Here is a 17,991-nt window from a genome sequence, read left to right on the forward strand (position 1 = left end):
CATCCCGCCTATCGGACGTCCCAAGCTCCGCCGTCAATACGCACCGGACCCACGGACGACAGCAAAGGCGGTCTTCCACAAAATCATGAGATCCAACCAGAAGGACCAGTTCTCGACGTACCAGAGGTCAAGCCGCACGGAGGTCTGCCAATCGAGGTCAGACCGGCCGCTGATTTGCCAGAGCCCGGTGAGGCCCGGCTTGACGAGGAGGCGGCGTTTCGCTTCCGGCCCATACATGGCGACTTCGCGGGCCAACGGCGGCCGAGGACCGACGAGCGACATATGACCGAGAAGAACGTTGACCAATTGCGGCAATTCATCGAGGGAATACCGCCGGAGGAATCGGCCGACCGGCGTCACCCGCGGATCGTCGACGAGTTTGAACAGCACACCAGTAGCACCATGCTTGTTCTTGTCCAGCAACTCGGTGAGCCGGTGCTCAGCGTCGGCGTACATGGACCGGAATTTGTACATCCGGAAAGACTTGCCGCCCTTGCCGACCCGCTGCTGGCAGAAGAATGCACCGCCGTCGCTCGTTGCAACCACCGCAATCGCGACGGCGAGGAGAAGCGGGCTGAGAACGATAAGGGCGATCGCCGCCGCGAACCGGTCGAACGCTTCTTTCAAGACACGGCGGAATCCGTGAAATTCGGGGGCTTCCACGTGCAGGAGCGGCAAGCCCGCGAGCGGCCGGATGTGAATGCGTGGACCCGTGACATCCACGATGGTGGGAGCGACGATGAGATCGACTCCTGCCGCTTCGAGATCCCATCCGAGTTTTCGGAGCTTGGGTCCGCACAATTCCGGGCACGGCAGGACGGCGACGGCCGCGGCGTCTACCGCGACGACCGCCCGCGTCACCGACTCCAGATCGTCGATGACCGGTACACCGGCGGCGTCCAGCCGATGGTGCGAACCGGCCTTCCCACCGGGAACGCAGGCACCGACGACGAAGAGACCCGCGTACGCTTCCCGCCGCATCGCCTCCGCAAGCTCAGCCGCAGTCGCATCGTGTCCGACAATCAGCACCCGTTGCAGGTGGCGGCCTTGCCGTCGCTGGAAATGCAGCCACTTTCGCGCACCGTAACGCGTCACGAGGGTCGCGGTCATCGCGCCGGGCACGGCAAAGAGAGCGACGCCGCGGCCGCCGAGCGAGGACGTCGCATACCCGGCGGTCGCAATGCACGCGGTGAGGCCGAGTCCCGCATGCACGACGCGGCGATACTCCTCAGACCCCAGCCCGAGAAAGCGGGGTTCGTACGCGCGCAGCAACGCCAAGGTCGCCGGCCAGCCCAAGCCAAGCGCGACGACCTGGAGCCAGGCTGCTCGATCGACCCGGCCGGCGTACCCGGATGAATACACGAGAACCGCAAGAGCCGCGATGACCCCTTCCGCTACGGCAAGCACCCGGCCATAGCGACGCAGGAAGCTGAGCCGGTCCCGGACGGCACGCCGGCTCCGCGTTGTACGCAACACCCGATCGGTCCGACGCGGAAGCGTCGAGACCTCATCAAGAACGACCACGCCCCCCACCTTCCGAAACTGTGTGACGTCTTGCCTCAAGTTCCCGAGACAATTCGCCGATGCCTTCCATGTAACGGAGGTCCTGCGGACCGTTCCGTTACTGGACCCACCCCAGGCCCTAGCTCACTGTACGATACTTGGCCCCTTCTGCGAAGAGGAACCGACGCATCCACGGGTAAACTCACCCGTTCGTCGCAGACGAATGCCGCTAAGCGTCGTGAGAGCAGCACAAACCGGAATAGGCTGAGTATCGGCTGATTTCCGATTTGTCGCATTTCGCAGCATTCGCGGGCAGCGGTGACGGCCTGAGCGCGGCAACGACGTCTCCCGGGCGTATGCATCAGGCTCGCGGGCGGATGCACCGACCTTCAGCGCGGCGGTAGCGTCCTCGCGCGCATCGGTACGGCCGCGGTAATGACCCGAAGTCAGGACAGACTACTGCAATTGCTGACAGGTCGGACAGGTCAGTACAGCCGGCGGCTCAACCGCATCACTGATTTTCTGGCCGCAGCGGCACACCCAGCCACGATGACGGGCCGGGTTGCCAGCGACAAGCTGGTGCGGAGCGACGTCCCGGGTTACCACAGCGCCGGCGGCCACCATCGCCCACTCGCCAATCTCGTGACCACAGACGATCACTGCGCCGCCGCCGATCGACGCCCCCCGCCGGACAATCGTCGGTACGACGGTCCACTCGGTGCTGCCGGCACGCGGGCGCAAGTCGTTGGTGAAGACAGCGCTCGGACCGACGAAGACATCATCCTCAAGGGTCACGCCCCGGTATACCGAGACGTTGTTCTGAATCTTGACGCGGTCGCCGATGCGGACGCCCTCGTCCACGAAGACGTTCTTCCCGATGTTGCATCCGACGCCAATCGATGCGCCGGTCCGCACGTGTACCTGACGCCAGAGCCGAGTGTCGCGGCCGATCTGCGCACCGGGTTCGACCTCCGCCGTCGGATGGCAGAAGAAGGAAGTTTCGGGACTCTCGGTCACCGATGAATCGCTCATTGTGACTCCACGGCTGGTACGTCGTCCGTCGAAAGAAGCAGCCGGGCCAGCTCTTCGCCGATCGGGATGCTGGACGTCGCGGCAGGAGACGGCGCATTGCGCACCGCGACCACCTTGCCGACGCGACGCACGATGAAATCATCGACCAGACGACCGGCGGCGTCCATCGCTTGCGCACGCACTCCGGCCCGTGCCCGGATCAGATCCCGGGCCGTAATACCGGGCAGATACGCGGCGACGTCGGCAGCAAAACGGCGTCGGCTGACGGCCCGCCACATTTCCGCGCAACCAACCCGCCAATACCTGCGGGCAAACCGGAGGAATCCCGGCCAACCGATCGCATCGAGCACCTCGTCCGGCCGCACGGTCCGGGCGCGGTATCCCTCACGTGCCATGGCAAGGACGGCGTTCGGCCCGACCAGCAGCTCTCCACCGACCGTCGGCGTAATGTGCACGCCGAGAAAAGGCAGACCCGGATCCGGCACCGGGTAAATCAACCCGCGCACGCGAGTGCGCCACTCAGGCGTCAATCGGTAATAGTCGCCTCGGAACGGAACAATCCGTGGCTCCGGTGCATCTCCGGCCATGACGGCGAGCCGGTCGCCATACAAGCCGGCGCAAATCAGCACTCGACCCGCAACAACGCGATCCCCGTTTCTCCCGGTGAGAACCACGGTGTCCTGGCGCTGCTCGATGTGCTGCACGGGAAAAGCCGTCATTATCCGGCCGCCGGCGGCCCGGATGTCGTCGGCAAAACTTCGGGCAATCGCCGGAAAATCGGTGATCGCCGTCCGCGGCGAGTGCAACGCGGCTACTCCGCGGGCCGTCGGTTCGATACGCCGCAGCTCATCGGCGTCGATCAGGCGGACGTCAGGGACGCCGTTGGCACACGACCGTCGATACAACTCTTCAAGACGCGGAATCTCGGCGTCGCGAAGCGCCACCACGACTTTGCCGCACTCCACGTACGGCAAGTGACGTTCGGCGGTGTATGCGGCAAGCGCGGCCCGGCCCGCCGTGCAGAACCGCGCCTTCAACGAACCCGGGGCATAGTAGACACCCGCGTGAACGACGCCGCTGTTGCGGCCGCTCTGGTGGCACGCGAGACGCTCTTCCTTCTCAAGAACCACCAGCGAGAGCGTCGGCTCCCGCTGGAGCACGGCCCGGGCCGCCGCGAGTCCGACAATCCCGCCGCCGATGACGGCGACGTCCGCCGACGCCTGCGCCGTGCTCATCGCATCACCCGCACCGCCTCAGTATGCCCGCCGCGACGTGTCGTCCGCTGACCACATAGCAGCTCGGCCGCGCCATCGACGCCAGGCGGCCAACGCGCGTGCCGCAATCGTCAGCGTGACGAAGACACCGGCTTGGACGAGCGAGACACGGCGAGCCAGCACGAGCCGGCGGACGGCGGGCGGTTCGGCGGCCGTACGCGGCCAGCGGATGTCGAGTTCGCGATTCCCGTTCACAATCCGCGCACGCCGGCGTACCAGAGCGGACACCGTCCGAGGCGCCCGGATGACCGAGCGGCCCGCCGCGACGACGCGTTCCGACGCTGCAAATTGGCGCGCAACAAAACCGTCATCGCTGAGAACATCCGGCCACTGCGAGATCCGCGCCGCTCCCGCGCGGTTCACCGCGAAAATTCCCGCACCCGACCCATCAGGGGCGGCATGCTGCCGTGCCGACCAGACGGCGTAATACGCGCGCACCAGCCGGGACGAGCCGGCTGCATCGACCTCGCCGCACACGACGCCGAGCCGCGGCATGTCACCCGCCACAGCATCCCGCACGTTCCGGAGCGTTGTCACGTCGACGAGCACATCGGCGTCCAGATAAATGCGCACATCCGCACGCTCAACCAGCGGCTCGTCCTCCGCTTTCCGCAGGGCGGCTATCTTGGACGCCACCGGAATTTCCCGAACCTCGACCGGCCTGCCGGTCTGCTCTCCGGTTGAGCGCGCCGCCTCGGCGGTGCCGTCCGAGCAACCATTGCACACCACGAGAACCTGGAATTCGCCCGGCGCACTCTGCGGCAGGAAAGCACGCAAGGTCCGCTCGATGACCGCCGCTTCGTTGTGCGCCGCCATGACAATGGTTGCTGCGGGCTCCGCCATGCCGTCCTTTCCGATCAGAGGTCATACTAAGTCGTGCACGCACCGATGAATCGCGAAACTGTCATGAGCCGGGCCCGGGACGATCCGGAGCCTATTCTTCTCACGATCTTCTCGGCCCTTGGCCGCGAGGCAGAAATTCCACGCCTCCTCACCATGTTCTCCGAATCCGAACGAGCGCGGTTCTCGCAGCATCACGGCCGCGAGAATGCCGTCGTCACCCGCGCGACACTCCGACAGGTTCTCAGCAGCCTCCTCCGTACGGAACCTGGGGGCATCGTGATAGAAAACGACGCGCATGGCAGGCCGCGCGCCGTCGCCAGACGCCGTGTCGAGTTCAGCGTGACACACACCGCGCACGTCGGCGCAATTATCGCAACGACAGGCAGGCTCGCCCTCGGGATCGACCTGGAATGGCGCGGCCGAGTAAAACCGTGGACAGACGATGCCGTGGCGCGCATGGCCCGCCGCTGTCTTACCACCGATGAACGGACGGAATTCGACACATTACGGGACGACGAGAAGCGCAACGCTTTTCTCCGTGCCTGGACGAGAAAGGAGGCGTTCCTCAAAGCCCTCGGCACCGGCCTGACGACGCCGATGCGCCACGTGCATCTCGGTCTTGGCGATATCCCGGACCTTCGGCAATTACCAGCGCCGGCACAGGGCTGGGCCTGGCGTTTGCTCGACCTCGACGTCCGGCACACCCCGGCGGCCTGCGAGCCGGCCGGTGACACCGCCGTTCCCCGCGATTTCCTCGGCGCCATCGCTGTCGGCCTGCCACGCGGACGCACCGGCGGTCTAGCGGAGCCGGAGGCCGATATCACCGTCCGGTTGACCATCGACGCGCCGGGGTTCGAGGTCTCCGTCACCGATTCGGGTTCCCGCTGACCGGTTCGGGGTCTCCCTCACCACGGTGACGCATTACGGCCGCTGACGACCCCGCCCGTGCACGGCGTTCTGCGTCGCCGCTAATCCGACGCTGAGCAGGCTTTCGACGACGTCTGCCGCCTCTTCGAGATGTACGCCGAGCTCGGCGCGTTCCGCCGCGGAGAAATCCCGCAGAACGTACTCCGCGGGATCCAGGTGCGGCGGTGGGCGGCCGATCCCGAACCGGACGCGCAGGTAATCGGCGCCGCGCAGCGCAGCGGTGATCGACCGGAGACCGTTGTGACCGGCGTCCCCTCCGCCGCGTTTGACCCGCAACACGCCGAAGGGCAGGTCGAGCTCATCGTGGACGACGATCAGCCGCTCCCGTGGAATGCGGAAGTAGTGCAGCAGGCCGGCGACCGGGCCGCCGGATTGGTTCATGTACGAAAGCGGCTTGGCGAGCATCGCCGGCTGACCGGCCAGTCGGCCATTGGCCAGCTGGGTGCGGGTGCGATGCACCGTGAACCGCATTCCGGCCCGCTCGGCGAGCAGGTCGACGACCATGAATCCGACATTGTGCCGATTCTTGGCGTAGGCCGGTCCCGGGTTGCCCAACCCGACAACGAGCCACGGCTCGTCCGGCATGTCACATCGCTACGGTCAGCCGGCGGCCGCGCCGGCACCGGTTTCGGTCGCGCCCTCAACCGCCTCGGCCAGTTCGGACGCCGTCAGCGCCGGCAACAGGTGGACGACGACCTCATCCGGCTCCGCCGCGGCGGTCACCCCGTCCGGCAGACGCACGTCACGCACGTAGATCGAACCGCCGATCTCCAGCCCGTCAAGGGAAACTTCGATTTCCTCCGGGATGCGGGTGGCGTCGGCGCGCACCGGGAGAGCCACCAGATGCTCCTCGAGAACCCCGCCGGGAGCATGCGTCCCCACGAATCGCAGCGGCACATCGACCTCGACCTGCTCCCCGCGGCGTACCAGCAGCAAATCGACGTGCTCGAGAAATCCGGTCACGACGTTGCGCTGCACGGCCTTGGGCAGCGCGAGCTCACCGTCGTCCGGACCCTCCAGCCCCTCGAGCCGGAGCAGAACGTTGGGCGTCTTCAGCGCAAGCATCAACTCATGCCCGGGGAGGCTGATGTGCCGGGGCGGGGTGCCGTGACCGTACAGCACGGCGGGAACTTTGCCGGCACGGCGCACCCGACGCGCGGCACCCTTGCCGAACTCGGTCCGCGGCTCGGCCTTGATGCGTACCTCGGACACGGCGTAACACTCCTCGCGGCTCGTCGGAATCTCAATGAGCGGATCACACCGCCTGCACCTGCAAGGGGCAGCGGTCCGCCAGTTTAGCCGGACGCCCGGCACACCGTGTCACGGCCCCGCGGGCTGCGAACGTGATCACGCTACCCACCCAGACGCCGACCGTCCCGCAGCCGTCGCTGACCGGCCCGCGTGAGCGGTCCCCTGCCGAACGCTGATCCAACCGCATGCACCGACCGCGGTGGCCCAGATCAGCTTGCGCCATTGAAGAGGCTGGTCACCGAGCCGTCCTCGAAGACTTCCTGGATCGCTCGGGCCAGCATCGGCGCGATGGTCAGCACCGTGAGTTTGTCGATGCGCCGCTCCGAGGGCACCGGCAGCGTATTGGTCACCACCACTTCGCTGATCGGTGAATTCTTCAACCGATCGACGGCGGGACCGGAGAGCACTGCGTGGGTTGCGGTTGCCACCACGTCGGCGGCACCGTTCTCCATCAATGCGTCAGCCGCTTTGGTGATTGTTCCGGCTGTGTCGATCATGTCATCGACGATGACGCAGATGCGCCCCTCGACCGCGCCGACCACCTCGTGAATTTTCACCTCGTTGGCGACCAGCGGATCGCGCCGCTTGTGAATGATGGCGAGGGGACAGTTCAGCCGATCGGTCCACCGTTCCGCGACCCGCACCCGCCCGGCGTCCGGTGCGACCACCGTGATACGCGAGGTGTCCAGCTTGCTCTCGATGTAATCGGCGAGGATCGGCAGTGCGAAGAGATGGTCGACAGGCCCGTCAAAGAAGCCTTGGATCTGCGCGGTGTGGAGGTCGACGGCCATCAACCGGTCGGCTCCGGCGGCTTTGAAGAGATCCGCCATCAACCGGGCTGAGATCGGCTCGCGACCGCGGTGTTTCTTGTCTTGACGCGCGTATCCGTAGAACGGGACGACGACCGTGATGCGCTTGGCCGACGCGCGTTTGAGCGCATCGACCATAATCAGCTGCTCCATGATCCACTTGTTGATGGGGGCGCAGTGGCTTTGGATCACGAACGCGTCACTGCCGCGCACGGACTCGTCGAAGCGGACGAAGATTTCGCCGTTGGCGAATTCATAGGCGGACGTCGGCGTCGGCTCGATGCCCAGGCACGCGGCCACTTCGGCAGCAAGCTCGGGGTGGGCGCGCCCCGAGAAGAGCATGAGCGTCTTCTGACCCTGCCGCCTGATACCGGTCACGCCGCCTCGCCTGTCCTGTCTACGTCGAGAGCCTGTACCCGTTCATTGTCACGCAGGGCTAGCGCGATGCATCGTCGCCTGCGTCCCGGCCGGACGTACCGCCCGCCGCCGGCGGTCCGCCCGCTGCCGAAGCCTGCTTCGCTGCCTCCGCCGCGCGGGTACCCGGCCGCTTCCGGACCACCCATCCTTCGATGTTCTGTTGCCGGGAGCGGGCGATCGCGAGCGCACCCGGCGGCACATCCTCGACGATCACGGAACCCGCGGCGGTGTACGCCCCGTCGCCGATCGTCACCGGAGCGACGATCATCGTGTCGCTGCCGATTCGGACGTCGTTCCCGACGACGGAATGATGCTTGGCGACCCCGTCGTAATTCACAAAAACCGTCGCCGCGCCTACGTTGGTCCGCTCACCGATCGTCGCGTCGCCCACGTACGACAAATGCGGCACCTTCGATTCCGCGCCGACGACAGCGTTCTTCATCTCCACGAATCCGCCGGCTTTCGCGCCGCGCCCCAGTCGCGTGCCTGGGCGCAAATAGGTGTACGGCCCGACCTCGGCGTCCGGACCGATCTGCGCGTTTTCGCAGGTGGCGTCCCGAACTCGGGCCCGTTCCCCGACCTCGGTGTCGATCAGATGGCAGTTGGGGCCGATCCGAGCGGACGCCGCAACCCGCGTCGTCCCGGCCAGGATCGTATTCGGCCAGATTTCGGCGTCCGGCGCGACATCGACGTCGACGTCGATCCAGGTGGTCGCCGGGTCCATGATGGTCACCCCGGCACGCATCAACGCGGTGTTTTTCCGATCGCGAAGGAGTGCGGCGGCGACAGCAAGTTGTGCTCGATCGTTGACGCCGAGGATTTCGCGCCAGTCATCGAGGACGGCGGCGGCAATCGGCTCGCCCTCGGTGCCAAAGATCCGAACGACGTCCGTGAGGTACTCCTCGCCTTGCGCGTTGTCGGTGGTGAGGCGGGCCAGCGCGGCCCGTACTTTTGCTGCGTCAAAGGCGTAGACGCCAGCGTTGACTTCACGTATCTCCCGGTGCGCCGGATCGGCGTCCCTTTCTTCGACGATGCCCCGGACCCGGCCGGAGTCGTCGCGCAGGACTCTGCCGTAGCCGGTGGGATCGGGCATTGTCGCGGTAAGGAGCACGCCGGCGACCCCGGTCTGCTCCCGATGCGCAACCATCGCGGCGAGGGAGCGGGGGGTGAGCAGCGGGGTGTCGGCCGCGGTGACGAGGACCGTGCCGGTGAGGGTGGGACGGCCGGCGGCGCGCCGTTCAGCGTCGAGCGCCTCAAGGGCCGCCCGGACGGCGTGACCGGTGCCGCGCTGCTCGGTCTGGTAGACCGGCTTCGCGGCAGGGTCGATCTCGGCGAGGTGGGCTTCGACCTCCGCGCGCCGGTGACCGGTGACGACGACGAGTTCCTCCGGATCGAGGGCTCGGACGGCGGCGAGCACGTGGCCGAGAAGGCTGCGGCCAAGGATCGGGAAGAGCGCCTTGGGCCGAGTCGAGCGCATCCGGGTGCCTTCACCGGCGGCCAGCACGATCGCCGCGGCCGGGCGGGAGGTTTCGCTCATCCGCGCCTCACTCCTCCCGCCTGATTAGCGTTTCCTGGCCTTCGGCCCGGCGGCTTGCGCAGCGGCGGTATCGCAGGGCCGCCGGCGTTGCCGCACGGCTGCGACCCCGGTACCGCCCGGCCCGGGCGCCCGCGGTCGGGAACACGACCGGCCCTGGCGCACGGTCGAGTCGGGCACACGACCGACCCTGCGCCCGCGTCTGACCACTCAGCCGCCGGGTCCTGGTCGGTGACACTGTGCCGGGATGTCGCCGCCCGCGCCGCTGCCTGCTCCCGGGGGAGGATTCGAACCCCCATTAATGGGACCAAAACCCACTGTCCTGCCCTTAGACGACCCGGGAAGACGATCGCGGATGTGCCGTGACCGCAGGTAAAACCTACCCGCCCGCGCGCGGCGGCGCAGCATGACCTGCGGACAGTGGATGCACGGAGAGACTTGCGCGAAGTCCCTGCTCCGGCGCGGCCATTCGGACGCCGGTCACGCCGGAAGCGTTCCTGGCGCGGGTCAGCGCGCCGCCGGAAGTGTTTCGGACGCCGGTCCCTGGGCGCTGTCGGACCTCGTCGCGGCGATCGTCACCCCGCGGCGGGCTGATCGGTTCCGCCCGCGGTCATTTCGTCCGCGCTCGCTTGACCGCGAACCGATCCGTGCGGAACCACGGCATGCTCAGCCGGAATCGTGCCGAGGATCCCCTTCTGGTAATCCTCGAATGCTTGCAGCACTTCGGCTTTCGTGTTCATGACGAACGGTCCGTACATTGCCACCGGCTCGCGAATCGGTTCGCCGCCGAGGACAAGGACGTCAAAGTTCGGACTGCGGCTCTCTTGCTGTTTGCTGGCCGATACCGTAATGGCGTCCCCAGCGCCGAAGACGGCCAATTGACCGTAGCGCAACGGATGCCGGCCCGCGCCGACGGCGCCGAAACCGCCGAGGGCGTACACGAGGGCGTTGAAATGCCGCGGCCACGGAATTGTCACCGACGCGCCTGCGGCAAGCGTCACGTGGAGCAAGGCGATCGGTGTGTGGGTGATTCCCGGGCCTCGAAATCCGTCAACCTCGCCCGCGATGATACGAAGGAGCGCACCGCCGTCCGGCGACGCGACGAGCGACACCGCACTGGCCCGGATGTCTTGGTAGCGCGGTGGAGCGAATTTCAACCGGCGCGGCAGATTGACCCAGAGCTGAAAACCGTGGAACAGGCCGCCGCTCGCGACCAGGTATTCCGGCGGCCGTTCGATATGCAGGATCCCGCGACCGGCTGTCATCCATTGCGTATCACCGTTCGTGATAAGTCCGCCGCCGCCGTTGGAATCGTGGTGCTCAAAAATGCCGTCAATCATGTATGTGACGGTCTCGAATCCGCGGTGCGGGTGCCACGGCGTACCTTTCGGTTCACCCGGCGCGTATTCGACTTCGCCCATCTGGTCCATGTGGACGAAGGGATCAAGCGCGGCGAGGCTCACGCCCGCAAACGCCCGACGGACCGGGAAGCCTTCGCCCTCAAGCCCGGACGGCGCTGTTGTGATCGAAACCACCGGACGGTCGCGCTCGACCGCCGGATCGACGTGGCGAAGCCGGGGCAGCGCAAGAATGTTGTCAACGGTGACAGCGGGCATGGTGTCCTCCACGACGAGACTCACTGCCGGGAACGGCGCCGGCGGCCCTTGCATTCCCGATCTCGCATATGGCCGTGCTGATTGATCCCGCCCGCAGCGTCAGCGACTCGTCCGCGGCGTCTCGTCCGCAGCCTCAGGGACCGTGACACTAACGCCCAGCGAATCACTCTCACGCACGCCCGCGGGATCGCCGAACGCACCGGCGACACCGACGCCGAGCCGGATCACTCCAGGCCGACCGGATCACTCAGGCCGAGCAGCCGGGGCAAGTGCCGGGGCGGCGGATCGGTGGCGCTTGACCTGCCATCGCCGCAACGACTGACACAGACTCAACCGGCTGGTTGAGATGCCGCGGGTCCGACATTGAGATGACCCGCCACACGTTCCGTCAAGGCGAGAGATTTGGATATTACGCAGCCTATGCCGTTACGAGCCGGCCGAATCGTTATCGGCCTCTTCCACTGGCTCCCAAGCGGTATTTCCTGGTCGTTTTGCGCGAAGAAGACAGCTCTTTGTTTAAAGCCTGTCTCAATCCCCCGGCTAAAATGGGCGTACCGCGGAAACAGCTATCGCGCATGCTGGGGAGCCTGTCTCAATCCCCCGGCTAAAATGGCAGGCTTGACGGGCTCTGCTCGCGGGAAGCTGGGGAGCCTGTCTCAATCCCCCGGCTAAAATGGAAAGCACGGCGGGCTGCCGGCCTCACCCGCTGGGGAGCCTGTCTCAATCCCCCGGCTAAAATGGCGCGTCAGCCGCGGCACGATTACCGTACGCTGGGGAGCCTGTCTCAATCCCCCGGCTAAAATGGATCTGGCCGAGTGCTCGTGGTCACGACGCTGGGGAGCCTGTCTCAATCCCCCGGCTAAAATGGCGACCAACGGAAGATCGCCGATATGATAGCTGGGGAGCCTGTCTCAATCCCCCGGCTAAAATGGCAATCATCCCACGGCTGCGCACCCCACGGCTGGGGAGCCTGTCTCAATCCCCCGGCTAAAATGGATCGGCTTGGTGCGGACCGGCGGGTTTTGCTGGGGAGCCTGTCTCAATCCCCCGGCTAAAATGGGCAGATTGATGCTAAAGCTGGGGAGATTGCTGGGGAGCCTGTCTCAATCCCCCGGCTAAAATGGGCAGATTGATGCTAAAGCTGGGGAGATTGCTGGGGAGCCTGTCTCAATCCCCCGGCTAAAATGGCTCCGGGTGGTATTCCCGCCGGGACCTGGCTGGGGAGCCTGTCTCAATCCCCCGGCTAAAATGGCCAACCGCGTACATGGTCGAGGTTTGCAGCTGGGGAGCCTGTCTCAATCCCCCGGCTAAAATGGGAAACTGTGAAAAACGGTGCCTTTGCCAGCTGGGGAGCCTGTCTCAATCCCCCGGCTAAAATGGTCCGCACCGTCGACTCGTACGCCTGCAGGCTGGGGAGCCTGTCTCAATCCCCCGGCTAAAATGGAGATCCTTGAGTGCGTGCCCGGTGCCGCGCTGGGGAGCCTGTCTCAATCCCCCGGCTAAAATGGCGCCCGCGCCGCCTGAGCTGGTCGAATTGCTGGGGAGCCTGTCTCAATCCCCCGGCTAAAATGGTGCTCGAGCACCGGTAGCAGCTGTGTCTGCTGGGGAGCCTGTCTCAATCCCCCGGCTAAAATGGGATCCCACACCCAGCACCAGAACGCGCGGCTGGGGAGCCTGTCTCAATCCCCCGGCTAAAATGGCCACCCGGCCACCGTAGCGCGCGGCGGAGGCTGGGGAGCCTGTCTCAATCCCCCGGCTAAAATGGTCCATGTCAATTCAGTGGTGGCCGACCTGCTGGGGAGCCTGTCTCAATCCCCCGGCTAAAATGGCCGACCGAGCGAAACGCCCGGTGCGAGAGCTGGGGAGCCTGTCTCAATCCCCCGGCTAAAATGGTTGATGGCGTGCGATATTCCCCGGTGCGGCTGGGGAGCCTGTCTCAATCCCCCGGCTAAAATGGAGCGGGACTTGAACCCGCGACCAGCGGAGCTGGGGAGCCTGTCTCAATCCCCCGGCTAAAATGGAGGACGGCTGAGATCCCTGGGTTGACCTGGGATCTCAGCCTTGTTGATCATGGAAAAATCGCTAGTTGCTGCGGTGGATCTTCCGGCGGAACGAGCCTTTCGCCAACGTAGCAGAGTGCGCGGGCCCATTCGTGATCTGAGACGGGGATCACCCGCAAGACGCCCCCCGGCGGGACGACCGCTCCGGCTGCGGATCCCACCCATCGGAACCCTGCCCCATTGATCATGTACTTCGCGTAGACACTGAGCTGAACTCGGCTGAAGCCAAGTTCCAGGAGATGATGTCGGTAGCGGTTCGCGTCCCGCCGCTGCTCCCTGGTCTGGGTAGGTAGATCGAAAGCTGCGATGGCCCACACCGGTTCGTCCTTAAGCATGCGACAGCTCCATGGCGGGTGGTCTCAGACTTCGTATCTCGCCCTCGACGTACCGACCGACCTGCTGGGCAAACCGCTCCACGGCTGTTCCCACGGTCGCTCCGCTCGCATCAAATTGGTGATCAAGCACCGCTACAAGAAGGCGCTTAGTGGGACGGTCAAGACCCGATGCGCCCGCAGTGACGATCTCTATGACCGTCTTGTCCACCGCAGGTCGGAATGGTTCGATAAGATCGTCAACCAGCGTAAACGGATTATCGTGGCGCCGGTGCCAAAGGCCGAGGGACGGCGCGAGTCCCGCACCGACCACCGCGCGAAGGCAACAACCACGTAAGATCGCATAGCCGTAGTCTAGGAGGCCGTTGACAACGTCACGTGCTCGCGGAACGCGACGAAAGTGCTTGTCCTGAAACAAGCGAGCCCAATACACGCGCGCGGCAGCCCCTTCAGCATTGCTTGCATCACCTGATCGAACCTGCGCCGCGAGTCGCTCCAGTTGCGCCACACCGTCTCGGCGAAGCGCCCGTAGCACAGCGGCCTGATTGCGGATCTTTGTCTTCACGATATTCATCCATGCGTTCTTTTGCCTAGGCAACGAAAGCTCCGCCTGCGCGCGATGACGAGCCGCCACCCGGTTGTGAGTCGACCACGGCAATGTAGCGGCTACCGGAACACCCCGCCAGTCGCAGTGCACCACGCCTACCCCGAACGCCGCAGCGCGGTCAATAACGCTGCCGTGCAGGGAGACGTACGGCCCCGTAAGCATCATCGCGACGTCAACCAGCGGCACCCGCTCGTCACCGACAAGAAGTGCCCCTTGAGCCGCATGCACCTCACCGGACAGTTCGGACAGATCCACGACACGCCACGGTCCTGTCATGGTGTACCGCCGCTCCAGGGATCTGCGCTCCAAGGCCGCCACGAGTACGGGAGATGACCCCGGCGCCACCGAGGTTGACCAAGCGCAGTTCGTCGGATCACCGTAAGGCCAGGGTGGCACAAGACCTTTGCGACGGTCGCCCGCCAACACCGCGGGAAGAATTGTGCGAGAATCTCCCCGGCTTCAGTCAAGGTGTCGGGACGATCGCTTCTCTCCGTGCGGAGAACCTCAGCTTGTTCCGCGGAGAGAAACGCCGGCTTAAGATTGATCCTTTTATCATCCTCAAAGCCTGTGACGACCCAATGCCGCTCCGGGAAGTACTTCAGGAACATACTTAAATCCCCGGCTGCCGTTGTCACACCTTCCGGGCCGAAATCCAACTCGTCTCCGGGGACAAGCCAGCCAACCTGTTTCGCATCGCCAGACTCCACCGCCTTCACTAACGCGATGCTGGCATAGCGCCATGCCGGCGTCCACGGCGGCAACTCAGCAGTAAAGACGTCCACGCCGTCACGAAGAAGGCCAGCAACAGCCAAGTCCGCAAGTGAAACACGCAGCAGAGCAAAGGACGGGGAATGACTGCTGCCCCAGCGGAAGACGCGGGCGTGGTGAAAAGATGCAATGTACGCCGCACCGCCGCGCACCCGTATCGAGCCTCGATCATCCGGGAACAGCTTTACCCGATCGCGAGGACCCAAGACCCTATCAGAAAGGACGATATGCCGGTTCTCGTCAGCGGGTAGCACGTCTTCACTAGGGCTCACCTTGAGGAATCGACCACCAGGATCGGTAAGGGCGAGGAAGGCGGCATAAACCTCAGGCTCGACGATGCGTCGTAGCTCTGCTCCTTTCCACGCAGCTCCCACCGTGTGCTCCGAGAAGGCGCGAAGTGTTTCCTCATGCAGCGCGCCGGTCGGCCTCAGTCGCAACGGTGCGGCCACGGCGATACTGTCACGGGCGGCGGTACTAATGAGTAAGTCGCCTAGACCCGAGCAGGACTCCTTCCATTGACGATAAGCTGGCGACTGAGGCTCCTCTGTTGAATGCCGGTTCACATCGCTAGGCCGACGCCAGAACTCCGCTGAGACGCGACGACTCCGCGCGTCGGCCAAGGTCTTCGCGACGCCCGGAGTCAGCGTTGTGAGCACAACCGCGTCCACGGCATGGTGCCGACGATCGAGCCGCTTCGTGCTCGTTGACTGAGCAAAAATTGCAACACGGGAGAAGAGCCTCTCGATCGAGATATCGAGCCAGCGTCTCGCTTCGGCGGTCACGCCACCGCGGAAAACCGCTACCTGAGCTACTCCGTTCTTTTCGCCGTAACTGAGCAGGCGGTCCCTTAGCGCGACAGCTGCGTAGCCGGTGGATTCAATGCTTTGAATCACTTCGGGATCGGAGGTGCGCCTTTTGAGGCGGGCGACGACAGACTTCTTGTACCGAGAGAACTCGTCGCGAGTCCAGTACATGTTGCCTGAGTATTTCAGCTTTTGGACACGATCGATCACGTCGCGAAGCTGTACTCTATTACTTGTCTCAGCCCACGACGCAAAGGGACGTCGACCTTTTTCCTTGTTGCACGCTCCGCAGGTAATCGCGAGATTCTCATGTCTGTTCGAGCCGCCGTCCGTACGCGGGACAATGTGGTCAAGCTCCGAATTCTCCCAGCTAATGGGCGCGCCGCAGTACATGCAATGGCAGTCGTAGAGTTCGAGCAGCCGCGCACGGACCAAATCAGCTGGAGACGGATCACTAAGGCCGGAGGCGCGAAGTTCAGCGCGGATTCGATCGTTTGCTTTCCGATGGGCACGACGGGCCGCTTCTTCTTCCGCCTGTCGTTCCCTTGACTCGCTGGCTCCCCGTGCCAACTCAACGACGATACTCTGGGGTGGACCCCAGCGCATCGTGGCTGACGAAAGAAACTTCCTCAGAATCGCGAGATTGCGGTCCACCACCGGATGTCCAGTCGCTTCGTGCAACGCCGGTAGCGGCGGGCGCCAGTTGTCGTCAACCCCGAAACACGTTTTTCGAGCATTATGCACGTCAACACCGTCATCCCGCATAACCCGTGTCAAACCAGACAAGGTCAGCCGACTATACGCGACGCGGCCGCTTGGTAGAGCCAGGCCCTCAAGCGCCTCGAGCTCCGCGTCCGGTAGGTGCACAAGGAGCTCTTGCTCTTCCTCGCCGGCAATAGAGTTGTCGGCCAAGGCGGCCACAAGATCTGAACGCGACGTGCGATCCTGCTCCTGCCACCATTGAGCGAAGGTTGGAATCTTACGCCGGTTTTTAGCGATAAACTCAGCAATACGGGCCGACGTCTCGTCGAACGGAGCGAACTGTGAATATGCGAGCGACGACGGCCCGTCTTCTTCCGGCACGCTCGTCAGGTCGCTTTCATTCGGCAACTTAAGAATCTCCAGCGCAATATCTGACCACGTGAGGCTACGCTCGGTTTGAGCAAGCAACGCTTCGATCACCGCGTTGCGCTCTTCAAGGGAAAGCGGCCGTGAACCAGAGCCATCACGTATCCGCAGGTTAGCCACCGCCGCAACGATGCGATACTCCTGAAACTCCAGACACGCGCGTGACGCGCGAAGCTGACTGGGGTCAAGGGGATCGCGGCCGATGCGCTCTGCCGGGACACTTGGCCGCTTCTGACAGAACACCGCGTCGATGACGTTTGACACGACATCCTCCGGCAGCCCCTGCACATCGGCAATGCACCGCAATTCCCAGAGCACATCCTCCTGGCGAAGACGCGTTTCAAAGGCAGTTGCGTTACTTAACTCGGCGCGGCGTCCGGCGGACTGTTGCGTTGGATTCAGCCGAATCCCCGGTGCGCGCTGAAGCAGGTAGCCGGCCCACTGACCAACCGTCCCCGGCTCGAGCGACACGGAGTACCGGGCTTCCAGACTCTCCCGAGTGCGCTCCCACGAGTCGCTAGGCTGCGGTAGATTTTTGAGGTCTTTAATGGTCGTCCACGGGTTCCGCCATCCCCGGTGACGTGCCATGTGGCTCACCGCGTATCCAAGCAGGCGGCGCCGCTCGGTCTCATCGACGACGTATTCCTCGGCGAGCCGCTTACGAGCAAGCCAAGCGTCGACTGGCGACACGTTCTTGTCCGGCAACGGCGTCCAGCCGAGCTCCGAAAGAAGCATGTCGAGATCACGTAGGCGTGCGCGACGAAAGCGTCGCAGCCGGCGAGCACGGCGCGCCATGCCTCTCAGAGCCAGCCGACTCGCTCCCGATCTTTCATCCCCGACGCCGCCGTCATGTATCCACGACACTGCGGCCAAGATCTCTTTCGGCTTGTCTTCCTCATAGGAAACCGCCGCGAGGCCGATTGACCGCTCGCCTACGTCGACGCCCAGCCGCCAGGTGACAGGCACCGTCCCCACCTCAGAACCACCCATGGTCGGATCAGCTCCTCGTCCGTACTCAACGCCTTTGATGATCAGTTGCAAGCTCACGATAGCGACATGGACCGACATAATGCACGGATTTTTTGAG

13 protein-coding genes, 1 tRNA gene and 1 CRISPR repeat array are annotated in these 17,991 nt (G+C 64.6%); of the genes, 1 reads left to right on the plus strand and 13 read right to left on the minus strand.

Translation table 11 applies throughout. From position 1 onward, the window contains the following. Positions 1-33: 33 nt before the first annotated feature. From ACEL_RS10015 to ACEL_RS10030, 4 genes are all read right to left on the minus strand, one after another. Complete coding sequence (locus tag ACEL_RS10015; RefSeq protein ID WP_011720774.1) at positions 34-1,524, minus strand: sugar transferase; 1,491 nt, start codon at positions 1,522-1,524, stop codon at positions 34-36. Between the two features lie 435 nt (positions 1,525-1,959). Next, positions 1,960-2,535 carry an acyltransferase gene (locus ACEL_RS12810; protein WP_011720775.1) on the minus strand — a complete coding sequence of 192 codons (576 nt, stop codon included), beginning with the start codon at positions 2,533-2,535 and terminating at the stop codon, positions 1,960-1,962. Further along, complete coding sequence (gene lhgO, locus ACEL_RS10025) at positions 2,532-3,770, minus strand: L-2-hydroxyglutarate oxidase (protein ID WP_011720776.1); 1,239 nt, start codon at positions 3,768-3,770, stop codon at positions 2,532-2,534. Before lhgO ends, ACEL_RS12810 begins: the two co-directional genes overlap by 4 nt. Positions 3,771-3,788: 18 nt before the next feature. Next, positions 3,789-4,652, minus strand: a complete 864-nt coding sequence (locus ACEL_RS10030) for a glycosyltransferase (protein ID WP_011720777.1) — start codon at positions 4,650-4,652, stop codon at positions 3,789-3,791. Between the two features lie 45 nt (positions 4,653-4,697). Here ACEL_RS10030 and ACEL_RS11695 point away from each other — a divergent pair, with 45 nt between their 5' ends. Beyond that, entirely contained in the window at positions 4,698-5,540 is an 843-nt protein-coding gene (locus ACEL_RS11695; protein ID WP_148204610.1) for a 4'-phosphopantetheinyl transferase family protein, read from the plus strand. A 33-nt stretch (positions 5,541-5,573) separates the two neighbouring features. Here ACEL_RS11695 and pth read toward each other — a convergent pair whose 3' ends face one another. From pth to cas9, 9 genes are all read right to left on the minus strand, one after another. Beyond that, complete coding sequence (gene pth / locus ACEL_RS10040; protein WP_011720779.1) at positions 5,574-6,164, minus strand: aminoacyl-tRNA hydrolase; 591 nt, start codon at positions 6,162-6,164, stop codon at positions 5,574-5,576. A gap of 15 nt (positions 6,165-6,179) precedes the next feature. Next, positions 6,180-6,791, minus strand: coding sequence for a 50S ribosomal protein L25/general stress protein Ctc (locus tag ACEL_RS10045; protein ID WP_011720780.1), 612 nt, complete (start codon positions 6,789-6,791; stop codon positions 6,180-6,182). A gap of 248 nt (positions 6,792-7,039) precedes the next feature. Beyond that, entirely contained in the window at positions 7,040-8,017 is a 978-nt protein-coding gene (locus ACEL_RS10050; RefSeq protein ID WP_011720781.1) for a ribose-phosphate diphosphokinase, read from the minus strand. Positions 8,018-8,075: 58 nt separating this feature from the next. Beyond that, entirely contained in the window at positions 8,076-9,593 is a 1,518-nt protein-coding gene (gene glmU / locus ACEL_RS10055) for a bifunctional UDP-N-acetylglucosamine diphosphorylase/glucosamine-1-phosphate N-acetyltransferase GlmU (RefSeq protein ID WP_011720782.1), read from the minus strand. A 269-nt stretch (positions 9,594-9,862) separates the two neighbouring features. Beyond that, positions 9,863-9,933, minus strand: a tRNA-Gln gene (locus ACEL_RS10060). A 232-nt stretch (positions 9,934-10,165) separates the two neighbouring features. Continuing rightward, a complete protein-coding gene (locus ACEL_RS10065; RefSeq protein WP_011720783.1) occupies positions 10,166-11,206 on the minus strand; it encodes a pirin family protein in 1,041 nt (346 codons plus the stop codon). Between the two features lie 513 nt (positions 11,207-11,719). Continuing rightward, positions 11,720-13,227: direct repeats of the CRISPR family, unit length 36 nt; unit sequence GCTGGGGAGCCTGTCTCAATCCCCCGGCTAAAATGG. Positions 13,228-13,274: 47 nt separating this feature from the next. Next, positions 13,275-13,601, minus strand: a complete 327-nt coding sequence (gene cas2 / locus ACEL_RS10070; RefSeq protein WP_011720784.1) for a CRISPR-associated endonuclease Cas2 — start codon at positions 13,599-13,601, stop codon at positions 13,275-13,277. Continuing rightward, positions 13,594-14,460 (minus strand): type II CRISPR-associated endonuclease Cas1, encoded by an 867-nt coding sequence (gene cas1, locus ACEL_RS10075; protein WP_193138731.1) that lies wholly within the window; start codon positions 14,458-14,460, stop codon positions 13,594-13,596. Before cas1 ends, cas2 begins: the two co-directional genes overlap by 8 nt. 17 nt (positions 14,461-14,477) lie before the next feature. Next, the gene (gene cas9, locus ACEL_RS10080; protein WP_041835088.1) at positions 14,478-17,951 is read right to left on the minus strand and encodes a type II CRISPR RNA-guided endonuclease Cas9; all 3,474 of its coding nucleotides are present in this window, start codon (positions 17,949-17,951) and stop codon (positions 14,478-14,480) included. Between the last annotated feature and the right edge of the window lie 40 nt (positions 17,952-17,991).

The organism is Acidothermus cellulolyticus 11B (genome assembly GCF_000015025.1).
Taxonomy (GTDB): Bacteria; Actinomycetota; Actinomycetes; order Acidothermales; family Acidothermaceae; genus Acidothermus; species Acidothermus cellulolyticus.

Bases quoted from the DNA above. Each gene is read 5' to 3' on its own strand.
- ACEL_RS12810 (WP_011720775.1), bottom strand. From the start codon at position 2,535: ATGAGCGATTCATCGGTGACCGAGAGTCCCGAAACTTCCTTCTTCTGC.
- lhgO (WP_011720776.1), bottom strand. From the start codon at position 3,770: ATGAGCACGGCGCAGGCGTCGGCGGACGTCGCCGTCATCGGCGGCGGG.
- ACEL_RS10030 (WP_011720777.1), bottom strand. From the start codon at position 4,652: ATGGCGGAGCCCGCAGCAACCATTGTCATGGCGGCGCACAACGAAGCG.
- ACEL_RS11695 (WP_148204610.1), top strand. From the start codon at position 4,698: ATGAATCGCGAAACTGTCATGAGCCGGGCCCGGGACGATCCGGAGCCT.
- pth (WP_011720779.1), bottom strand. From the start codon at position 6,164: ATGCCGGACGAGCCGTGGCTCGTTGTCGGGTTGGGCAACCCGGGACCG.
- glmU (WP_011720782.1), bottom strand. From the start codon at position 9,593: ATGAGCGAAACCTCCCGCCCGGCCGCGGCGATCGTGCTGGCCGCCGGT.
- ACEL_RS10065 (WP_011720783.1), bottom strand. From the start codon at position 11,206: ATGCCCGCTGTCACCGTTGACAACATTCTTGCGCTGCCCCGGCTTCGC.
- cas2 (WP_011720784.1), bottom strand. From the start codon at position 13,601: ATGCTTAAGGACGAACCGGTGTGGGCCATCGCAGCTTTCGATCTACCT.